An 18623-nucleotide genomic window follows, 5' to 3' on the forward strand; every position below is an offset into this window, starting at 1 on the left:
TGCCAACTTATCCACTGTCAACGGTTTTGCTCTCTATTTATGAAATTATAAGGCCATGCTGCTATTTGCGATAAAAGCACTGCTTTTTCGTATTTCCCTGTAATGCCTTATGTAAAGAGGGTCGCATGCTAAAAATGCAAATGCTGGAATTCGGCATTGCAACGAATGTTTTGCGATCACCTCTTTCATTAATTGCCTTATAAAGGTTTTAAAATTTGATTACTTATTCCATCACTCCTAATACATATTCTTCTTTATTTTTTAAAACATATCTGATCCTGTTGAGCAGCTTTGCCGCCACCTTCACTATAGCTCGCTTGCCATTTCCCTTTGCTGCATGCTTTTTATAATACAACAACATGGCCGGGTCTTTTCTTATAGCCTGCCATGAAGCTTCTACTAAGATAGTACGCAGGTAATTATTGCAGCGATAGCTCATTCCTCCCACTCTTTCTGTTTCTCCACTGCTACTGGTAAGGGGGAGCAAGCCCACATAGCTGCTTAATTTGTTGATGTTAGGAAACCTATTAATATCACCTAACTCGCTAATGATGGCAATAGCCGAGAGTGGCCCTATTCCCGGTATAGTTCTTAACAGAAAATAATCTTGTTTATGGTATTTGCGGAAGTATGCTCTAAGCTCTTTGCTTATCTGCCTGACTTGCTGTTTTTGGTAATGATAGTTGGATAGCATAAACCCGAAAGCAGTTCGTGCATTTTCAGTGGAGAATGTAACCTCATCTTCAAGCCATGCCTCATAGGCTTTGCTCCAATTATCATCATCAAGATGTGCCGGCACGCTGATAGTGTTATAGTTCAGAAAAACTTTAATTCGTTGCTTTGCTTTCCGTAAATCCTTCTGCATATTATGCCTCATTCTGGCAAAGCTTCTTAGATCCTGGTCAGCCTCATTAAACACATGAATGCCCCGTAAATCCCCGCTTCTAAGTCCTTTGGCTATTTTCCTACTGTCCACCTTGTCCGTCTTTCCTGCTTTGTCTTTATCAGTGGTAGGTACATCCGCTGGGTGGATAACTACATTGTCAATACCTAATTCCACTAATTGGCGATGATGTCCATACCCACAGAAACCAGCTTCATAGGCACTATAATAGGTTGCACCCGGAAAGTTTTTGTTCAAATTCTTAAATAGCACTTCTGCACTTGGCGGTTGATTAAATGTTCTATGTTCCTGTTCATCTACCAAAATAGTGACCGACCAGCTCTTTTTATGAACATCTATGCCTGCATAGATATTCATTCCTGAAAAATCGTTAACTTTAGTCTTCATAAGTCCTTGCTCCTTTCTATTAAGTTTATGTTGCAAACCCTAATTTAAGAAGTTAGCTGTTAAGGACTTATGTTTTTACATAGGGGCTATAAATCATGGCTGTTCGCAAGTTATTCTGACTTTTGCTCTTTGTAGATAGCCCGTCAATCCGCACCTTAGATTTACGATATTGTATTATAATAAGAAAGGAGGTAGAATAGTAAACCAGTCAATCCGCTAGATAAAAGCTAGAATCCTTATAGGTACTATTCTATTTTTTTAAGTACTCAAAACCTCAATAAGATATTAGTCTCGACTATTAAGGTCATTAGGAGTGTACTTAATCCTTTTATTTTTCATCCTTAAAAATAAATCTATGAATTACTCTAATTTTATTGGTATTGATATCAGCAAAGCTAAAATTGACATCACTACTTTAAACACAGATGGTGAACTCAATCACTCAGTTTGCACCAACAGCTCTAAAAGTATTATTGGACATTTAAATTCACTTAAAAAAAATGGCTTTGATATTGAAAATTGCTTGGTCTGTGCAGAGTTTACCGGACTTTATATTTTCTCTTTAGTGGAAGCTTGTAAAGCTATGGCTATTGATCTGTGGATTGAAAATGCTGCTCAGATCAAACACCGCTCGGGTATCTCCAGAAATAAAAATGATAAAATCGATTCTGAAAAAATAGCCATATATGCTTCCCGATTTAAAGACTTGGTGAAATTATATAATAGAGATGATGAAGTTATTGAAGAACTCAAATTTCTATTAAATGAAAGAGATTTAATCTTAACAGACAAAACCAAATACACTGCTCAAATCAAAGATCAAAAAGGACATGTTCCTGACTCTTTCTACAAAAACAAGGTCAAACGATATAAGGCGAATTTTAAAACGCTTGTCTTGCAGCTTAAATCAATACAGAATCAGATTGATCAACTTATAAGTGGTGATGATAATCTAAAACATCAGTTTAATCTATCTACCTCAATAACTGGTATAGGAACACAAGCAGCAATACAAACTATTGTAGCTACTAGAGGATTTAAAGACTTTTCAGATCCAAGAAAGTTCGCTTGTCACGCTGGTGTAGCTCCTTTTCAATTTATGTCGGGCAGCAGTTTAAAATCCAAAGCAAGAGTTTCTCAACGTGCTAATAAAAAACTGAAGCGAGTCTTTCATATGGCTGCCCTTTCAGCCGTTCAAGTTGATGGCGAATTAAGAGATTATTACAATAGAAAAGTGGAAGAAGGCAAAAACAAAATGCTAGTTTTAAATGCGATTCGGTCTAAACTCATTCATCGATTATTTGCAGTTATTCGCAACAATCAAAAATATGACAAAAATTATCTAAACTCTCTTGCTTCATCCATAAGATAAGGATTGACTTATTGGTGAAAATTAATTTAATAAGCCAATCCTGCGGATTGCCTCGGTACTTAACGCAAATTTTTATACTTTTAATCAGCCACGAATTTATACAGTGGCGTTGTGGGTAATTTGCAGTATTTACCAATTTTTGGTATTTTTGTGTAAACATCTTAGTTATGAGCAAAAACACATCTATTTCTCTCGGTAATTATTTCGACCAATTTGTACATGGACAAGTTTCAGAAGGACGCTATAAAAATGTCAGTGAAGTTATTAGGGCTGGACTTAGACTCCTAGAAACTGAGGAAAGTAAAACTATCGCTTTAAAACAAGCTATCCAAGAAGGACTTGATAGCGGAATAGCACACGATTTTGACCCAGTTAAGAATTTGCAGGAATTAAAGGCAAGCAAAAAAGCCAATGGTTAAATTCCAATTAACTAAAAAAGCTGTTCAAGACCTCAACAGAATTTGGGATTACACTTATGAAACTTGGTCAGAGGATCAAGCCGATGATTATTACCAAATGCTTCTTTCAAGGTGTAATGATGTTGCAAATAAACCAACCCTAGGAAAACAATATCCTCAAGTTAAAGATGGACTTTTAGGAATTAAAGCCAATAAACACATAATATTTTATAGAGTGTTTGATTCCAAAAGGATCCAAATTATAAGAATTCTTCATGGACGAATGGACATAGCAAGCAGACTAAAGGACTAAAAAATACCCACAACATAAGCTGCTATGAAAAGCCATAAGAGATTCAGCCAACTCTAAAAGCCGGGTTTGCTCTATAAATTTACGATATTTATTTCAAATCACTACTGCCATTGTTGAAACTGTTGATTGTGGGTAAGTTTTGGGCAGGGCCCGTGGGATGCCAACTTATCCACTGTCAACGGTTTTGCTCTCTATTTATGAAATTATAAGGCCATGCTGCTATTTGCGATAAAAGCACTGCTTTTTCGTATTTCCCTGTAATGCCTTATGTAAAGAGGGTCGCATGCTAAAAATGCAAATGCTGGAATTCGGCATTGCAACGAATGTTTTGCGATCACCTCTTTCATTAATTGCCTTATAAAGGTTTTAAAATTTGATTACTTATTCCATCACTCCTAATACATATTCTTCTTTATTTTTTAAAACATATCTGATCCTGTTGAGCAGCTTTGCCGCCACCTTCACTATAGCTCGCTTGCCATTTCCCTTTGCTGCATGCTTTTTATAATACAACAACATGGCCGGGTCTTTTCTTATAGCCTGCCATGAAGCTTCTACTAAGATAGTACGCAGGTAATTATTGCAGCGATAGCTCATTCCTCCCACTCTTTCTGTTTCTCCACTGCTACTGGTAAGGGGGAGCAAGCCCACATAGCTGCTTAATTTGTTGATGTTAGGAAACCTATTAATATCACCTAACTCGCTAATGATGGCAATAGCCGAGAGGGCCCTATTCCCGGTATAGTTCTTAACAGAAAATAATCTTGTTTATGGTATTTGCGGAAGTATGCTCTAAGCTCTTTGCTTATCTGCCTGACTTGCTGTTTTTGGTAATGATAGTTGGATAGCATAAACCCGAAAGCAGTTCGTGCATTTTCAGTGGAGAATGTAACCTCATCTTCAAGCCATGCCTCATAGGCTTTGCTCCAATTATCATCATCAAGATGTGCCGGCACGCTGATAGTGTTATAGTTCAGAAAAACTTTAATTCGTTGCTTTGCTTTCCGTAAATCCTTCTGCATATTATGCCTCATTCTGGCAAAGCTTCTTAGATCCTGGTCAGCCTCATTAAACACATGAATGCCCCGTAAATCCCCGCTTCTAAGTCCTTTGGCTATTTTCCTACTGTCCACCTTGTCCGTCTTTCCTGCTTTGTCTTTATCAGTGGTAGGTACATCCGCTGGGTGGATAACTACATTGTCAATACCTAATTCCACTAATTGGCGATGATGTCCATACCCACAGAAACCAGCTTCATAGGCACTATAATAGGTTGCACCCGGAAAGTTTTTGTTCAAATTCTTAAATAGCACTTCTGCACTTGGCGGTTGATTAAATGTTCTATGTTCCTGTTCATCTACCAAAATAGTGACCGACCAGCTCTTTTTATGAACATCTATGCCTGCATAAATATTCATTCCTGAAAAATCGTTAACTTTAGTCTTCATAAGTCCTTGCTCCTTTCTATTAAGTTTATGTTGCAAACCCTAATTTAATAAGTTAGCTGTTAAGGACTTATGTTTTTACATAGGGGCTATAAATCATGGCTGTTAGTTGGTTATTGTTGCTTCAGCTCTTTGTAGATAGCCCGTCAATCCTGCGGATTGCCTCGGTAGTTTACGCAAATTTTTTTTACTTTTAATCAGCCACGAATTTATACAGTGGCGTTGTGTGCCATAAAAAAGAACATGAAAAACTTAGACATAATTATCCCAGGACTATTTATCATTCTATTAAGTCTCTGTACTTATATCTTTTTTGGCAAAATAGGTCCTCTCGTCATTGGAGGAGCAAGTGCAGGAGGTTTTCTTTTATACCTAAAAACAGGATATAAATATCGTTTTGACACATCTAAAGTGATTATCGCTTACTTGTTGACTGCCATATTTTTTATTATTCATGTTTATGAGGAATACATTTTCGGTTTTGAAATTGTTGCCTCTGAACTTAGTGGTCAAGAAGTTTCACAACAAGGATTACTAACATTTGCTGCGTTTTTCGCACCTGTAATGTGGATAACTGGAGCAATATTCATTATTAAAAAATGGGCTTTAGGATATTACTTTTTAGCTTTTTTCTTCGTAGCTATGACAATTGCCGAACTAACTCATTTTATTTTTCCGTTCATTTTATATGGGGAATGGAGATATACAGCAGGAGTAGCAACAGCAGCATTACCATTAATTCCTGCATGGTATGGGTTGATTGTGACACTTAAAGAAACTAAAAGATTAAGAGATGAATCATAAGAGAAAATCAGCTCTAGTGCTTCTGTCCGGAATACTCACAATACCAATACCTGTTTTCGCCCATACGGATATCAATTCAGATGCAGGAATACTTTCCAACATTATTGCTGTAGGACTAGTAGTTACATCTATAATCATATTTCTCTTGATAAGCAGAAGAAAAGAAAGAAAACGACACACAACAAAAAATAAACGGCATTAAAACGACCGTTTATTCAAACGTTACCTTTCAGAAGCAGTTCTTTACAAAAATTGTAGTCGAAGGATTTATTTTTACTACGAGTTTGTTAACTTCAAAATATGAAACAAGTAGCTCTTAAAAAATACCTTATACAAATAGCGGAAAAATTGACTCCAGAGTCAACACTTGAAGATGTCTATGAACAGCTCTCCCTACTTTCAGATATCGATGAATCTGAACAGCAAGAGAAAAATGGCGAAACTCTAAGTCAGAAGGATGTTCAAACTATGTCTAGGGAATGGTTAAGGTAATCTGGACTAAAAAAGCATTCGGACAATTAGAAAGAGCTATCAAGTACATTCGAGAAGAACAAGGACTTACATTTGCTGAAACAGTCCTGAATAAGATTTTACAGACAACTGAATTATTAGAGAACTCACCGAATATTGGACCTATTGAACCTCTTTTAGCACATAAAAAATCAGAGTACAGATTCCTTGTCGTTTGGAGCTATAAAATAATCTACAGGACAAGTAAAGATAAAGCTATCATATCAAGAGTTTTTCATACCTCAAGAAACCCAAATAAACTAAAGGGAATATAAATCCGAAAAGCTAACATTTGCTAAAAATGCATTTGCTTCTTGCTTCTAGCAAAGTAAGTAGGGAATTCTCGACAAAGCCAAACTTGATATTTCCTTTAGATTTAAGACAAGCAATCAGCTTAGTTTTTCCTTTTTTCTCTGTCAATAATTGTGGTTATGGTTTGGCTTCGTAACTTTAGTGTCTCGTCTGCTAAGTTTAGCAAACGCATTTTAGGCAGGCGATAGCGGTAATTCTGCTTACCATGAAAGACTACTACAAGATTTTACAATTAAATAAAAATGCTTCTGAGATAGATGTTAAAAAGTCATTTAGAAAAAAAGCTTTATTGACTCATCCAGACAAAACAAAGCGGGACTCTAAGCAACAATTTTTAGATATTTACGAAGCATATTCTGTTTTGTCTGACCAGAAGAAAAGAGCAAAATACGATCAATTTTACAAACAGCGTAGAAAGGAAGTAGACCGAAATATGGCTGAACCAGAGCTTGATCTTGTTTCTATTTCTGAACATGGAAAAGCTTATGCGGCAAACTTTCAGAAATTTAACCGTGAATTTCTTTTTATCATTATACTTGAAATCCTTCTTGGTTCAGATCGACTTTTATATGCGGCATTTATTTGTATAATTCTTGGCTTATGGACCGTAATTTCTGGAATCATTGATTTTCGCTTTACATATAGTTTAGTGGGGTTGGGATTAGCTTCTTTCGGTTTGTATCTGGCAATCTTAAAAATCAACAGAATAGATTATTAAATAATCCGCTAACAAGATATAAACCCCATTTGCTCACCATCTTGTAGGCACTTGTTTGCTAAATAGCCCGTAATTTATGCTTACTTTTCATAGCAGGCAATCAAAGATATTGTTTTGGGCAAGTACAGTGCTTAATAATTCTAAACTTTTGCAATTAATGAAGTGTATCAGTTTGCCAAATCGCACGATAGGTCTTAATACCTGCTTAGCGCATGATACTCAAACTACTTCTTTTTCTTTATTAATTTAAGGATTTTATAATAAATGGAAATCTTGGAATAATGATATGGTCACAATCTAAAGGTTGGCAACAATAACGCCCCTTGCAATTGATTCGTATTTGGTGTATATTTACATCAAACTTTAAATTATGGCACGTCAAAGTATTTCATTTACCGAACCGAATGACAAGTGGCTAAAATCCCAAGTCGACAGTCAAGAATATTCAAGCAAAAGCGAATTAGTTAACGACTTAATCCGACAAGCAAGAAACCAACAAAAGCAAATCGATTGGATAAGGACAAAACTGGAGAAAGCTGAAAAAAGTGGTTTTACAAATTCTACTAAAGAGCAGATTTTAGCACAATCTAAGTCCGATCTGAATGGCTGATTACAGACTTAGTAACGAAGCCAAAAATGACCTTATCAGAATACACCAATACGGAGTAAAAAGGTTTGGAGAAGTACAAGCCGACAGCTACTTTAATAATTTTTTTGACTGCTTTGATATGATAGCAAAGAGACCATTTTCATATGAATCAGTAAACTATATAAAGGAAGGCTATAGACGTTGTGTTTGTGGGGTCGACAGCATCTACTTTAGAGTAAAGGACGAGGTTGTTGAGATTTTGGCTATCATTGGTCGACAAGATGTTAATGGCATACTAAAATAAAGTTGCGAACATTATGTAAAAACAATGCGCTTTGGCAGTTTCGGGCAATCTTAGCAGTTGCATCCCGGAATTTTTCAAAGTCAAAGTAAAAAGACAATTCGAACGTATATAGGCATCTCAACCAAGCCATTAGTAGCAAAATTAAAATTGATAACTTCATCACTTAAACAAACAGTAGGTACACGGTTTTTACGCGCGCCCGTTGAGAGCCATATCATTAGCACGAAGATTTGAAATATTTAGCAATAATTATAAGTTTAGCCTATTTTCAAGTAGGCTGGGGACAATCTGTAACAGAATTAAAAAATATCAATCCTGAATTAGGAAAGGAATATGAAATTCTGAATATTCAAACCTCAGAGGATGAAGAATTATTGAGGTTTGTCAATTATGATTCAGTTTCTTTACACAAGAAAAGACTTAAGAAGTTACATTTCTTTGAAGTACAAGATGAAATAGCTTACTTAAAAGCTGCATTAGATACCATTCAAGTCACATTAGGGGTTGACAAGATTCTTCAAGAAATGCCAAAAGAGTGGATAGATATTCACAGATACAGAAACGAATTCTTCTATTATTCACATTCAAATAACATATATCGCCAAAGATTATTTGAGAATGGATACATAAAGCTACAGTATATGGATGGCTTATACTTTGTTAAAGTAGTAGATGCAAAAAAATTAAGAAATAATAAAATACAGTTTGAAACTGTAGCATACGACTATAACGGTAAATTTAGAAGTGGAACTTTGGAAATTGGTGAGGTTGAAGAAAATAGTGAGGTCTACTATTGGAAAGGTAACTATCAAAGAGAGTTTGAGGAGATTTATTTAATGACACCTACTGAAGTAGTGGAAGATTATCCAATTCTCGTAGAATTATATTGGTCTACTTCTTTTCACGGAGGACCAGGGTTTAAAGGGTTTTCAACGAGGAAATATTTGCAGAAATTTAGAGAAAAATAATGGCTCTCAAACTTCTGTCATAAATTATGGCTGTTGGTAGGTTATTGTTTCTATAGCTCTTGGTAGATAGCCCGGCAATCCACAAGATTGCCTTATTTGTCAATTTAAAATTAATAAGCCAATCCTGCGGATTGCCTCGGCAGTTCACTGAAATTTTTATGCTTTTAATCAGTCAGGTTTCATGCTGTAAAAAAGGTTTCCTCAAAAAAAATGAAACAAACAGAGAACAAAATCAGATCAAAGATTGAACAGCTCAGAACTGAAGTAGAAGATTTTGTTAACTTCTTTCAGCAAAGGCTCGATTATGATCAGATGGTCTATGAGCTCTGGAATGCAAATGATATTCTTGGACATATTACATTTTGGCATGAAAGTTTTGCCTCGAATATTTTTGATTTAGGGAATGGAAATACCCCAAGACCAATAAAAGGACCGCTATCTGAAGTAAATATATTGAGTGTTGAAACGACAAAAAATGTAAGTATACCCAAGTTTATTGAACGGCTGAAAAGTGCTCAAATAGTGATTGAGAAATTCATTTTCATCAAGTCCATCAAGCACATCCCATATAAAAAAGGATCTCGCGATTATTCAAGGGAAAAACACCTTGAAATCGTTTCAAGCCATAAAATCCAAAAAAAGAGACAGCTGAAACCTAATGATGTACTGCCACAACAATATTGTTTGATTATCCTAAGCAGGAAGTAGTTCTCGCTTTGCGTTCGAGATCAAAGCTGAATTGATTATTCAGTTTTAAACGATTTTCATTGCATGGTTTGATTTGAACTCAGATTAAAATTTGCAAACATTACTTGTATAGATTTCCCAATACTCAAAATAATAGAATTTGATGTGCAACAAATGTATATATCTATTGGTCCTTAACTACAGGTTTGGCTGCTTTGGGTTTAACTATTTAGGTAAAGTTCAAGAGAGTTGAGCTGCTCAAGTAAGTCAAGATAAACAATTTGTATTCATCCAAAGAATTTATCTCAATAATTTGCTTTTTTCAATAAAATATTGTCTAAAACCAATATTTTTTTAAATATGTTGTTCATTTATGCAACCTGATTCTTAAACAAAACTTTTAAGTGTGTGTACCAACATAAGATGTGTAATGAATCGTACTCTTCCACTTTTCCCCCTGAAGTTAGTGGCATTCCCTTACCAAAGCTTGAATTTGCATGTTTTCGAGCCTCGCTATAAAGAACTGATCAGTGATTGTATTGAGAATAATAGTACATTTGCAATACCGTCTTATGTACGAAATAAAGTAGAATATGGTACTGAGATGGAAATTAATGAAGTCACTAAAAAGTACAGTGATGGAAAATATGATATCAAAACCAGGGGAAAACGAGTTGTGAAAGTGCTCGATATGGAAAATCCATTTCAAAACAAAAAATATGCGATTGGTGCCATTGAAGAAATTCCCAATAAAAGCAATGGTGATTTGATTTTGAAGGAGGAAATATATGAGGCAGTTCAAGAAATGTACGACTTGGTAGAAGTTGATAACAGGACATTGTCAATGGATTTCCAGATTTTCGACATAGCACACCAGATTGGTTTGTCGCAAGATTCGGAATATCAACTTATTCAGATTGTAGAAGAAAGACAGAGACAGCGTTTTGTACTAGATCACTTAAAAGTTTTACTTCCAAAGTTAAGAGACGTTCAAAGAGCTAAAGAGCTCATTCAAATGAACGGTCATTTTAGGAAATATAATCCTCCACAAGAGTTCTAAATCCTCTTGCTGATTGTGTTCGTTCAATCTACCTCTTAACGATTCGGAACACTTGCTTTCTTTTTCGGGAAAAAATCTTTAAAAAATAGATACCCTTTTCTAATGTCTTTAGGTTAAGAACGTAATCTTTATCACTTAAAACTCCGTCCCTTAAAACTATACCGTCCAGCCCTACTAACTGAAAACTGTGAGGATGGACTTCTTTGACTCTAATCCTCAGTTCAGAATTTACAGGATTTGGATAAATCAATATGTCATCTTTCAAGGGATCATGATCGGATGTGATAACCGTCTCCACTCCTTGCACATTTAATTTTTGTTCTTGCAAACCCGATAAATGGGTAATCACACCTTCGATCATCCCTCCTCTTGCAGAGACAGGAGAAAATCGGACATAAATTTTCAGCTCAGGGATATCGCCTCTATTATTGATCGGCAATTGCAAGTCATGAGAATAATTTGAATTCTCTAATAAGCTGATTTGAAAGTTTTCACTTGCCTCAATATTTAGGTTTTCTGCTAAATTTTGCGCTTCAACTATGTAGCTTTTAGCTGTTGAAAATTCGTCCAAATCTACACTTTCGAATTTTAAGCCTTCTTCTGGTACTATTAAGGATAGAACTGTATCTCTTGGAATAATTTCCATATCCTGTTCTAATTCCGGATATAGATAGAATTGGTTATTTCTCTTATGAATGAAACCAGTCATATTGACTTTTCCATACGGAATATCTATTCCAACTAGTGGGTGGTTTGCAGAATTAAGTTTGATACTTATCGTATCTTCCCCTTTCCGTAATTTATATACAGACGTATTAAATTGTCCTTCACCAACTATAAGTAAATCTTCAATCTTTACTCTTTGATATTCAACTGATCCGCTTAAACTGTTTATAGTGGAAAGCAAAGGGTATATCACGGTAGAATCAGATGATAGAATATTTATTTCCTTTTCTGGAATAATCTTTAGCCAACTGCCACGTTTTGAGAGAATCCCTTCTACTTCAACACTATCTCCAAATATTAAAGCCGATGAATTCAAACCCTCAATTGCTACTCCTGCGGTTTGATCTTGAATTATTCTCCTACTTTTAAAATGATTATTGCCTCCAATTACAACCCCTCTAATTTTCACTCTTTCTCCCTGTGGTTTATCTTTTACAGATGCTATAGATGTTAATTTTAGAGTACCTTCTTGACCCTGCACATTCAAATGTAATGGAGCGGCATCTTGGCTATGATGGATAATTTTTCCTTGATAAAATGTCCCACTGCTATCCGATGGAGTAAACCTTATAAAGATTTCAGTTTGATGCAAGCCTATATGATTTAAAATCAAAGAATCAGTAGCATTTTTAAAGTCGGAATTATTAGAAACCTGAAATCCTTGAGGAGCTACAATGAATATAGAATCTTTTAAGTTTTGTGCAGATAGTGAATATGATTGAATTTCAGAAGCTTCAGGATAACTAATCAGGCCAAAATCAGCATCAAAGCTAGTCGTATCAACTACCAATTCTGGTTTGATAAAATTAATCTGAATTTCTTCTGATATTAAACCATCGCTTAATTCAAGAGAAATTTCTCCAGCATTTAAATACTTCAATTCCTCAAAAACTCCCTGTCCACCACTAAGTGCAAGCTGAGTTTGGCCCAAAAAAGCGCTATCATCTTCAACCTCAATAGTGACTGTTCTGTCAGAAACATCTCTATTACCGTTCTCATCCTCAGCACTTAAGATGATGTTAAAATTCTCATTTACGTATACTTCCGCTGGATAAATATTTTTTAATTCTGAAGCTTCCACATTTATAGAATGAAGAGCAGAAAAAATTGATTCTTCGAACTCACTTGCCAACTGAGAGCCATTTGGTTCAACCAACCAGGAAGAATTTTTGGCAGGAATATGAAAAGCTAAATTTTGCTCATCTATTACCTGATCTTGTAATTTAATGTTCAGTTGAAGTGTCTTAATGTTACCGTCAGCAATCTCTAATGCCTCTTCTAATTTTATTACGATGGAATCAGAGAAAATAAGATTTTGAGTATGGACGACACCCTCCGTAGACAAATCGAACAATTGCACCTCTTTTATTAAAGTACTGAGATTTGCTTCATCCTTATCAGATTCATGGATGACTATTTGGTTAATGAAAGTGGATAGTCCATCAGAACTACCTCCATCTTTTACCGTGAATTTGAAAACTGGAGCAAATTGTTTACTAGCTTCAAATGCATTGATTGTGCTTTCTTTGACTTGCTCTTCAGGCGCTAATACTTTGATATCATGATCAGCATCCGTATTTAAAGTCGAGAAATCAAGTTTATGTAGTTCGGTGGCATTACCAAAGGAATCCTCGGCCATAATAAAAATAGAATATTTGGTATTGGATACTAATCCCTCCACGGTGATATTCACGTTTTCTTTTACATTAGGTAAATCAATTTTTCTTTGTCCTGATTCAATTATCTGTTTATCTGTTTGGGGATTTTTAAGGCTATGCAAGTTCGGTATCGAATCCCCTCTCTCTTTTATTACATAATAAACACCTGATAATTCATTTACTTCAAAATTCAAAGTGATTGATTCGCCCTTAGTTCTTGAAATTGATGGTTCTTTCGTAAATACAGGCGCATAAGCATCATACAATTCTAGATCAGAAGTTACTAATAACTGCACAAGACCATCAGGATTATCCACGACTCCAGACAAATCAACAGGACCTAGAGGAACTTGGGCATTGCCATGGTAATAATTGTTATTTGGCTGGATTTTTACCAAAACGCTATCTATTCCATTTGAAAACTGCAAAACATTAGCATCAAAATCTCCCCAAAATTCAGGCTGAATTAAACATAAGCTGTCAATTTTTACACGTATTCCAATGAGTTCACTGTGGGCACTAAACTCATTGGGTTCAATAGGAATTGTTTCAGGGATAAAACTATCATGATTAAGCAGAGTAACATAATCAGCATTTATGCGAGTAATTCCATTCACTTCTTCCCTAATCCCTGAAATTTTCACCTCATTGCCTATTTCCAAATTCAGAACTTCATTTTCTGAAAAGACAGCTACTCCATTTTCATAAGTATCGCCTTCATCCTTCTGAATGTAAAATTGAGTATTCCCCACACCGTAATCATTAGAAGAAATAAAGCCAGAAACCACAAATCTTGACCCCTTAGTCCCTTGCCTGACCACAGCAATTGAGTCTATAACCTCGATAACGCCTATTTGCTTTGATACAATATTATCTCCTATATTCGAAATAAGTTTAGAGCTTGAACTGCCTGATCCAAATTCATGTATTGCTGGGATTTGAAGGGCGAACTGACTGCTATCACTTACCTCAAAACGATTAAACCAAATGGCTAAGTTAAAACCAACAGACTGGCCTGAAGGTATTTCATACTCCTGATTTTCAGGAAATTCAATTTCAATTCTATCTTTGTAAACTGTCACATGAGCTTCATTAACTTTTTCATTCTCGTCTTCCAAAATAACATTCAAAGCATTTTCCCAAGCCAGGGTGTTTTGATGATGAGATCTGAAAACCATCTTTTCAATCAAAGTAGGCTTACTATCTTGAGTAGCCAAATCGCAAATTTCAAAACTAAAAATATCAACCGCCTCAGATTCCTCATCGATTGTTGATAGTAAAGAGGAAACTTCAGGCTGAACCAAATCATTGATTTCTGAATCTTGGTCTAATGAAATCTTAGTTGAGAAATTAGCAGTTACGGGGGAATCTACATTGTAACAGCTATCTTCGTAGGTATATATTGCTAAATGATAAGTCGTTCCATCATTAAGATTACTAATTTCTACAGTATCTCCTTCCCCAGCAAAAACAATTCTATTATCTCCCTCTAACTCATCCGCTGCAGAAAAATCGGCATTAGCCATATAAGTAGTTCCGCTTACTGGTTCAGTATTCACTTCATTTCCTTCCTTAATTAATACTAAAGATTTCAGCCCTTCTGAAGCATTCCAGTTCAATTCAGCTGTGTTTTCTGTGATATCTTCAATATTGATATTGGAAACATTCTCTGTCGGTGACTCGCATCTAAAATGATCTCCTAAAAATGAAAAATTATCCTCCTCAAAAACGATCCATTCAGCATCAAAGGTATTGTTTCCGAATGAAGCCAGATTATTAGGGTTCCCTTCAGTGACAGCAGCCTTTCTTACTAAGGTTTTATCTTGAGTGGCTTCTGCAACACCAGCTACTTCCCATCCATTTGACGGTCGTGCACCTATTTCTCCAATGACATCTATTACATTTCCTTTGTACAATAATGCCAAGGCATCGTCACCATTGAAGAAAGCAATGCTATGGATAATATCGGCAATATTTAAAATTTCATCATCCGCATTTGAATAAGCAATTACAACACTCCCTTGATCAAGTAAAACTGGCTGAATTTCAGAAAGTTGATATTCTGAAGTTATGCTTTCACTTCCATTAGTATATCTTGCAATTGAAAAATCATTCAAATCAATTGTCTCCCCACTATTATTGAATATTTCAAAGGCCTTATTATTGCTACTACCTTCAATGTATTCTGAAAAAAATACAGTATTGATTAATGGAATTATATCAATTTCGGGACTGCTGACAGTTATGCCATTTCCATCGGAAACTTCAATTATAATTGACTCTTCCATATCATGTTCCAGATCTGTCCATTCATAGAAGCCATCACTCATAGCTAAATTGCTTATCCCTACAGTTGAAGAAGTTAAATTCCCATTGCCTGAATTCAAGGACAAACTGATATTCCTTTCACCCAAGTCGGTATTGCCATGAGCATCAACTGCGGTTGCACTTAAATTAAAAGCTTCATTAACCTGAGCACTGGAACCCGTGCTAATTTCAAAATGGGTAGCTTCCACTTCTATACTAAATGGGTGGGAAGTAACAACTTCCGAGATTGGATTTTCGAGCAATGAACCACTTACTTCTGCCTCAAAACCATGATTCCCGGATATTTCAAAACCTATAGTGTCACTATCTATTTGACTGTCATTTAACCAAATAGAGAGTATTAAGCTTTCAGTTGACCCATCTACAATTTCGAACTCATTTCCCGTAAGAGTAAATTCAATATAATCTTGAAAAATCGAAATGTTAGAGGTGACCAAATCAGAAGTACCATCATTCAATTTTGCTCCCTTGATGACCGCTGACCAATCCTCCACATCATTAGCTTCACTTTTCTTAATTACAATTTTCTGTAGATAGGTTGATTTACCATCGGATGTCCCCAAATCTGATATATCAAATTTAAAAACTTCCATAGCTTCGGCTTCTGAATTAGCAAGGGAAGAAATACTATTTGCTGGAATTTGACTGGCAGGTTTGCTTATTTCACTATCATCGTCAAATGAGGTTGTGGTGGTAATCGAGATAGTTTCACTTGCAGTCAAATAGCATTGTTCTGTATTTAAATACTCAAAAATTGCAAAGTGGTATTGCGTTCCTTGAGTTAGTCCCTCTATAATCGTGGAAGTGGCAGTACCATCATAAACCACAAAAATACCTGTTCCTATTTCATCGGCCAATCCACTACTAAGATCATTATCGGCATTATAAGTAGTCCCATTAACAGGACTATCATTTACTGGACTATTTTCTTTAACCAAAATCACAGCAGCCTCGCCATCTCCACTTGACCAATTCAATGTAATTTGATTATCATCTATGTCCTCTGCTGTTGGGACAGAAAAACTGGCTTGAGTTGTTGGAGCTGTACAAGCAGCACCAAAAGTTTGTCCATTATTGAGTTGCCCTTTAGATTCCGAAGCAGGTGATTGCCAAGTGAAGTTTGAATAAGCAGTTCCGCTTCCAGATAACTGTAAAGATTCTCCAATTGGGGTTGAGGTCGTTTCTTCTACTATGACATCTTCAGAAACCATACCATTAGCAGGTCCATCTTCAGCTGTGAAACTGCCTTCATAGCTGATGAATTGAATTAAAGTACCGTCATAATCCAATGAAAATCCATCAGGGGCTCCATTTTGAATTCCTGATATTTCTAAATAATAAATCGTAAAATTATTTTGATTATCTCCTTCTGTGAAAGTATCTAGCGAATATGAACCATCAGATTCTCCATCACTACCATTATAAAGGTGAACATTAAATAAAGCTAAATCAAAAGAGTTAGCATCTTCAATCACTATTTCAACAAACTCGCCTTCATCGCCCCCATCATTATCATAATGGAATTCATTGATCCAGGCATTTTGTGCATCGAGATTAGAAAAAAAGAATAGAAAAAATAGGGAAAGGAGGATAGGTTTTGGTAAAAATGACTTCATTTTGAATACAATAGTTCGAATTCAAAAATGATAATTTACCTTTAAAATTCATAACTTTTCAGGGAAATTCTATATGAATTTATATTAGTCATGTTTAATTCAACACTAGTAAACAAATTTTACTTAAAATCTATCTCTTCAAACTTTTAATATAAAGTCGTTCCACTTTCTCTCTAGCCCATGGTGTTTTCCTTAAAAAGGTAAGGCTAGATTTTATTGAGGGATCATGATTGAAACTATTGATTTTAATTCTGTTTCCTAATTCTTCCCATCCATAAACTTCCACTAAATATTCCAAAATGGCTTTGAGTGTAACACCATGAAGTGGATTGTTGGGTTGTTGCTCTGGCATGTCATTGGTAATTATACTTTTAAAATAAAAAAAGCATCCGACATAAGCCGAATGCTTTTAAAGATTTTAGATAAAACCTGTCCTGTTTTCTTTTGATATAGAAGATAAAATATAAATGTTTTACTACTTTAATTTTTATAAACCTGACAGATCTAAATCAAAGGCTTTATTTATTTTACAATAAGCCATTAGTTTTTCTCACAGCTTCAGCACTTTCATTCAACTTTGCTTTCTCAGCATCATCTAAGTCAATTTCTACTATCTTTTCAATTCCGTTTCTACCAATTATTGCAGGAACCCCAATTGAGATATCGCTCAATCCATATTCACCGTCCAATAGGCAAGAGCATGGGAACATTTTCTTAGAATCGTTAGCGATTGCATGAACCATTGCAGAAACAGCAGCACCTGGAGCATACCAAGCGGATGTTCCTAATAATTTGGTTAAAGTAGCTCCACCCACCTTAGTTTCCTCTTTTACATTTTCTAATTGCTCAGCAGAAATGAACTTGGAAACAGGAACGCTGTTTCTTGTTGCTAATCTAGTCAATGGAATCATCCCAGTATCGCTGTGTCCACCAATCACCATTCCATCAACATCAGATGCTGGGCATTCTAATGCTTCAGATAACCTATATTTGAATCGAGCAGAATCTAAAGCTCCTCCCATTCCGATTATTTTATTTTTAGGCAGACCAGTAGCCTTATGAGCTAAATAAGCCATTGTATCCATAGGATTGGAAACTACAATGATGGTTACATCAGGAGAGTTTTTAATTAAATTTTCTGCTACTTGCTTAACGATTCCAGCATTTGTTGAAATCAATTCTTCCCTTGTCATTCCCGGTTTTCTTGGAATTCCTGAAGTGATAACCGCTACATCACTACCAGCAGTTTTGCTGTAGTCATTAGTAACGCCAGTAATTTTTGTGTCAAAACCATTTAAAGATGCACATTGCATCAAGTCCATCGCTTTTCCTTCAGCAAATCCTTCTTTGATATCTACCAAAACTACTTCTTCCGCAAAATTTTTAATGGCAATGTACTCGGCACAACTTGCACCAACTGCACCTGCTCCTACTACTGTAACTTTCATTTTATTTATTTTATAAGTTAAACAATCTTGATTTCGCCCACAAAACTACAAAAAATAATGCTATTATATTGTCCTA

19 protein-coding genes are annotated in these 18623 nt (G+C 35.5%); 12 read left to right on the forward strand and 7 right to left on the reverse strand.

Annotated elements, in window-relative coordinates:
* Positions 1-223 precede the first annotated feature (223 nt).
* Positions 224-1291, reverse strand: coding sequence for an IS110 family RNA-guided transposase (locus tag Q3Y49_RS16610; protein WP_303269729.1), 1068 nt, complete (start codon positions 1289-1291; stop codon positions 224-226).
* 355 nt (positions 1292-1646) lie between these two features.
* Here Q3Y49_RS16610 and Q3Y49_RS16615 point away from each other — a divergent pair, with 355 nt between their 5' ends.
* From Q3Y49_RS16615 to Q3Y49_RS16625, 3 genes are all read left to right on the forward strand, one after another.
* Positions 1647-2663 carry an IS110 family RNA-guided transposase gene (locus Q3Y49_RS16615; protein ID WP_303269731.1) on the forward strand — a complete coding sequence of 339 codons (1017 nt, stop codon included), beginning with the start codon at positions 1647-1649 and terminating at the stop codon, positions 2661-2663.
* Between the two features lie 167 nt (positions 2664-2830).
* Positions 2831-3082, forward strand: coding sequence for a type II toxin-antitoxin system ParD family antitoxin (locus Q3Y49_RS16620; RefSeq protein WP_303269733.1), 252 nt, complete (start codon positions 2831-2833; stop codon positions 3080-3082).
* Positions 3075-3374 carry a type II toxin-antitoxin system RelE/ParE family toxin gene (locus tag Q3Y49_RS16625; RefSeq protein WP_303269734.1) on the forward strand — a complete coding sequence of 100 codons (300 nt, stop codon included), beginning with the start codon at positions 3075-3077 and terminating at the stop codon, positions 3372-3374. The genes Q3Y49_RS16620 and Q3Y49_RS16625 overlap by 8 nt, the downstream gene beginning before the upstream one ends.
* A gap of 381 nt (positions 3375-3755) precedes the next feature.
* Here Q3Y49_RS16625 and Q3Y49_RS16630 read toward each other — a convergent pair whose 3' ends face one another.
* On the reverse strand, positions 3756-4091 hold the full coding sequence (locus tag Q3Y49_RS16630; RefSeq protein ID WP_367892481.1) for a transposase: 336 nt from the start codon (positions 4089-4091) through the stop codon (positions 3756-3758).
* Entirely contained in the window at positions 4070-4822 is a 753-nt protein-coding gene (locus Q3Y49_RS16635; protein WP_303269736.1) for an IS110 family transposase, read from the reverse strand. Before Q3Y49_RS16635 ends, Q3Y49_RS16630 begins: the two co-directional genes overlap by 22 nt.
* Before the next feature lie 240 nt (positions 4823-5062).
* Between Q3Y49_RS16635 and Q3Y49_RS16640 the strand changes: the two genes are divergently transcribed.
* Positions 5063-5623 (forward strand): HXXEE domain-containing protein, encoded by a 561-nt coding sequence (locus Q3Y49_RS16640; protein ID WP_303269737.1) that lies wholly within the window; start codon positions 5063-5065, stop codon positions 5621-5623.
* Here the strand turns inward: Q3Y49_RS16640 and Q3Y49_RS16645 are convergent.
* Positions 5618-5761 (reverse strand): hypothetical protein, encoded by a 144-nt coding sequence (locus Q3Y49_RS16645; protein ID WP_303269738.1) that lies wholly within the window; start codon positions 5759-5761, stop codon positions 5618-5620. The two genes, Q3Y49_RS16640 and Q3Y49_RS16645, sit on opposite strands and share 6 nt — an antisense overlap.
* Before the next feature lie 162 nt (positions 5762-5923).
* Here Q3Y49_RS16645 and Q3Y49_RS16650 point away from each other — a divergent pair, with 162 nt between their 5' ends.
* From Q3Y49_RS16650 to Q3Y49_RS16685, 8 genes are all read left to right on the forward strand, one after another.
* Positions 5924-6115: a hypothetical protein gene (locus Q3Y49_RS16650; protein ID WP_303269739.1), complete on the forward strand. Its 192-nt coding sequence runs from the start codon at positions 5924-5926 to the stop codon at positions 6113-6115.
* Positions 6103-6408 (forward strand): type II toxin-antitoxin system RelE/ParE family toxin, encoded by a 306-nt coding sequence (locus tag Q3Y49_RS16655; RefSeq protein WP_303269740.1) that lies wholly within the window; start codon positions 6103-6105, stop codon positions 6406-6408. Before Q3Y49_RS16650 ends, Q3Y49_RS16655 begins: the two co-directional genes overlap by 13 nt.
* Before the next feature lie 242 nt (positions 6409-6650).
* Positions 6651-7163: a J domain-containing protein gene (locus Q3Y49_RS16660; RefSeq protein WP_303269741.1), complete on the forward strand. Its 513-nt coding sequence runs from the start codon at positions 6651-6653 to the stop codon at positions 7161-7163.
* Positions 7164-7533: 370 nt separating this feature from the next.
* A complete protein-coding gene (locus Q3Y49_RS16665; RefSeq protein ID WP_303269743.1) occupies positions 7534-7773 on the forward strand; it encodes a ribbon-helix-helix domain-containing protein in 240 nt (79 codons plus the stop codon).
* Positions 7766-8056: a type II toxin-antitoxin system RelE/ParE family toxin gene (locus Q3Y49_RS16670; protein WP_303269744.1), complete on the forward strand. Its 291-nt coding sequence runs from the start codon at positions 7766-7768 to the stop codon at positions 8054-8056. Before Q3Y49_RS16665 ends, Q3Y49_RS16670 begins: the two co-directional genes overlap by 8 nt.
* Before the next feature lie 230 nt (positions 8057-8286).
* Positions 8287-9024 carry a hypothetical protein gene (locus Q3Y49_RS16675; protein ID WP_303269745.1) on the forward strand — a complete coding sequence of 246 codons (738 nt, stop codon included), beginning with the start codon at positions 8287-8289 and terminating at the stop codon, positions 9022-9024.
* A gap of 210 nt (positions 9025-9234) precedes the next feature.
* A complete protein-coding gene (locus Q3Y49_RS16680) occupies positions 9235-9732 on the forward strand; it encodes a hypothetical protein (RefSeq protein WP_303269746.1) in 498 nt (165 codons plus the stop codon).
* 409 nt (positions 9733-10141) lie between these two features.
* Positions 10142-10771, forward strand: a complete 630-nt coding sequence (locus tag Q3Y49_RS16685) for an LON peptidase substrate-binding domain-containing protein (protein WP_303269747.1) — start codon at positions 10142-10144, stop codon at positions 10769-10771.
* A 28-nt stretch (positions 10772-10799) separates the two neighbouring features.
* On the opposite strand, the gene Q3Y49_RS16690 is transcribed toward Q3Y49_RS16685, so the two are convergent.
* From Q3Y49_RS16690 to mdh, 3 genes are all read right to left on the reverse strand, one after another.
* The gene (locus tag Q3Y49_RS16690; protein ID WP_303269749.1) at positions 10800-17099 is read right to left on the reverse strand and encodes a lamin tail domain-containing protein; all 6300 of its coding nucleotides are present in this window, start codon (positions 17097-17099) and stop codon (positions 10800-10802) included.
* 130 nt (positions 17100-17229) lie between these two features.
* The gene (locus Q3Y49_RS16695; RefSeq protein WP_303269751.1) at positions 17230-17451 is read right to left on the reverse strand and encodes a VF530 family protein; all 222 of its coding nucleotides are present in this window, start codon (positions 17449-17451) and stop codon (positions 17230-17232) included.
* Positions 17452-17626: 175 nt separating this feature from the next.
* The gene (gene mdh, locus Q3Y49_RS16700; RefSeq protein WP_303269752.1) at positions 17627-18547 is read right to left on the reverse strand and encodes a malate dehydrogenase; all 921 of its coding nucleotides are present in this window, start codon (positions 18545-18547) and stop codon (positions 17627-17629) included.
* Positions 18548-18623 lie beyond the last annotated feature (76 nt).

Origin of the sequence: Marivirga harenae, from assembly GCF_030534335.1 — a bacterium.
Lineage (GTDB): Bacteria > Bacteroidota > Bacteroidia > Cytophagales > Cyclobacteriaceae > Marivirga > Marivirga harenae.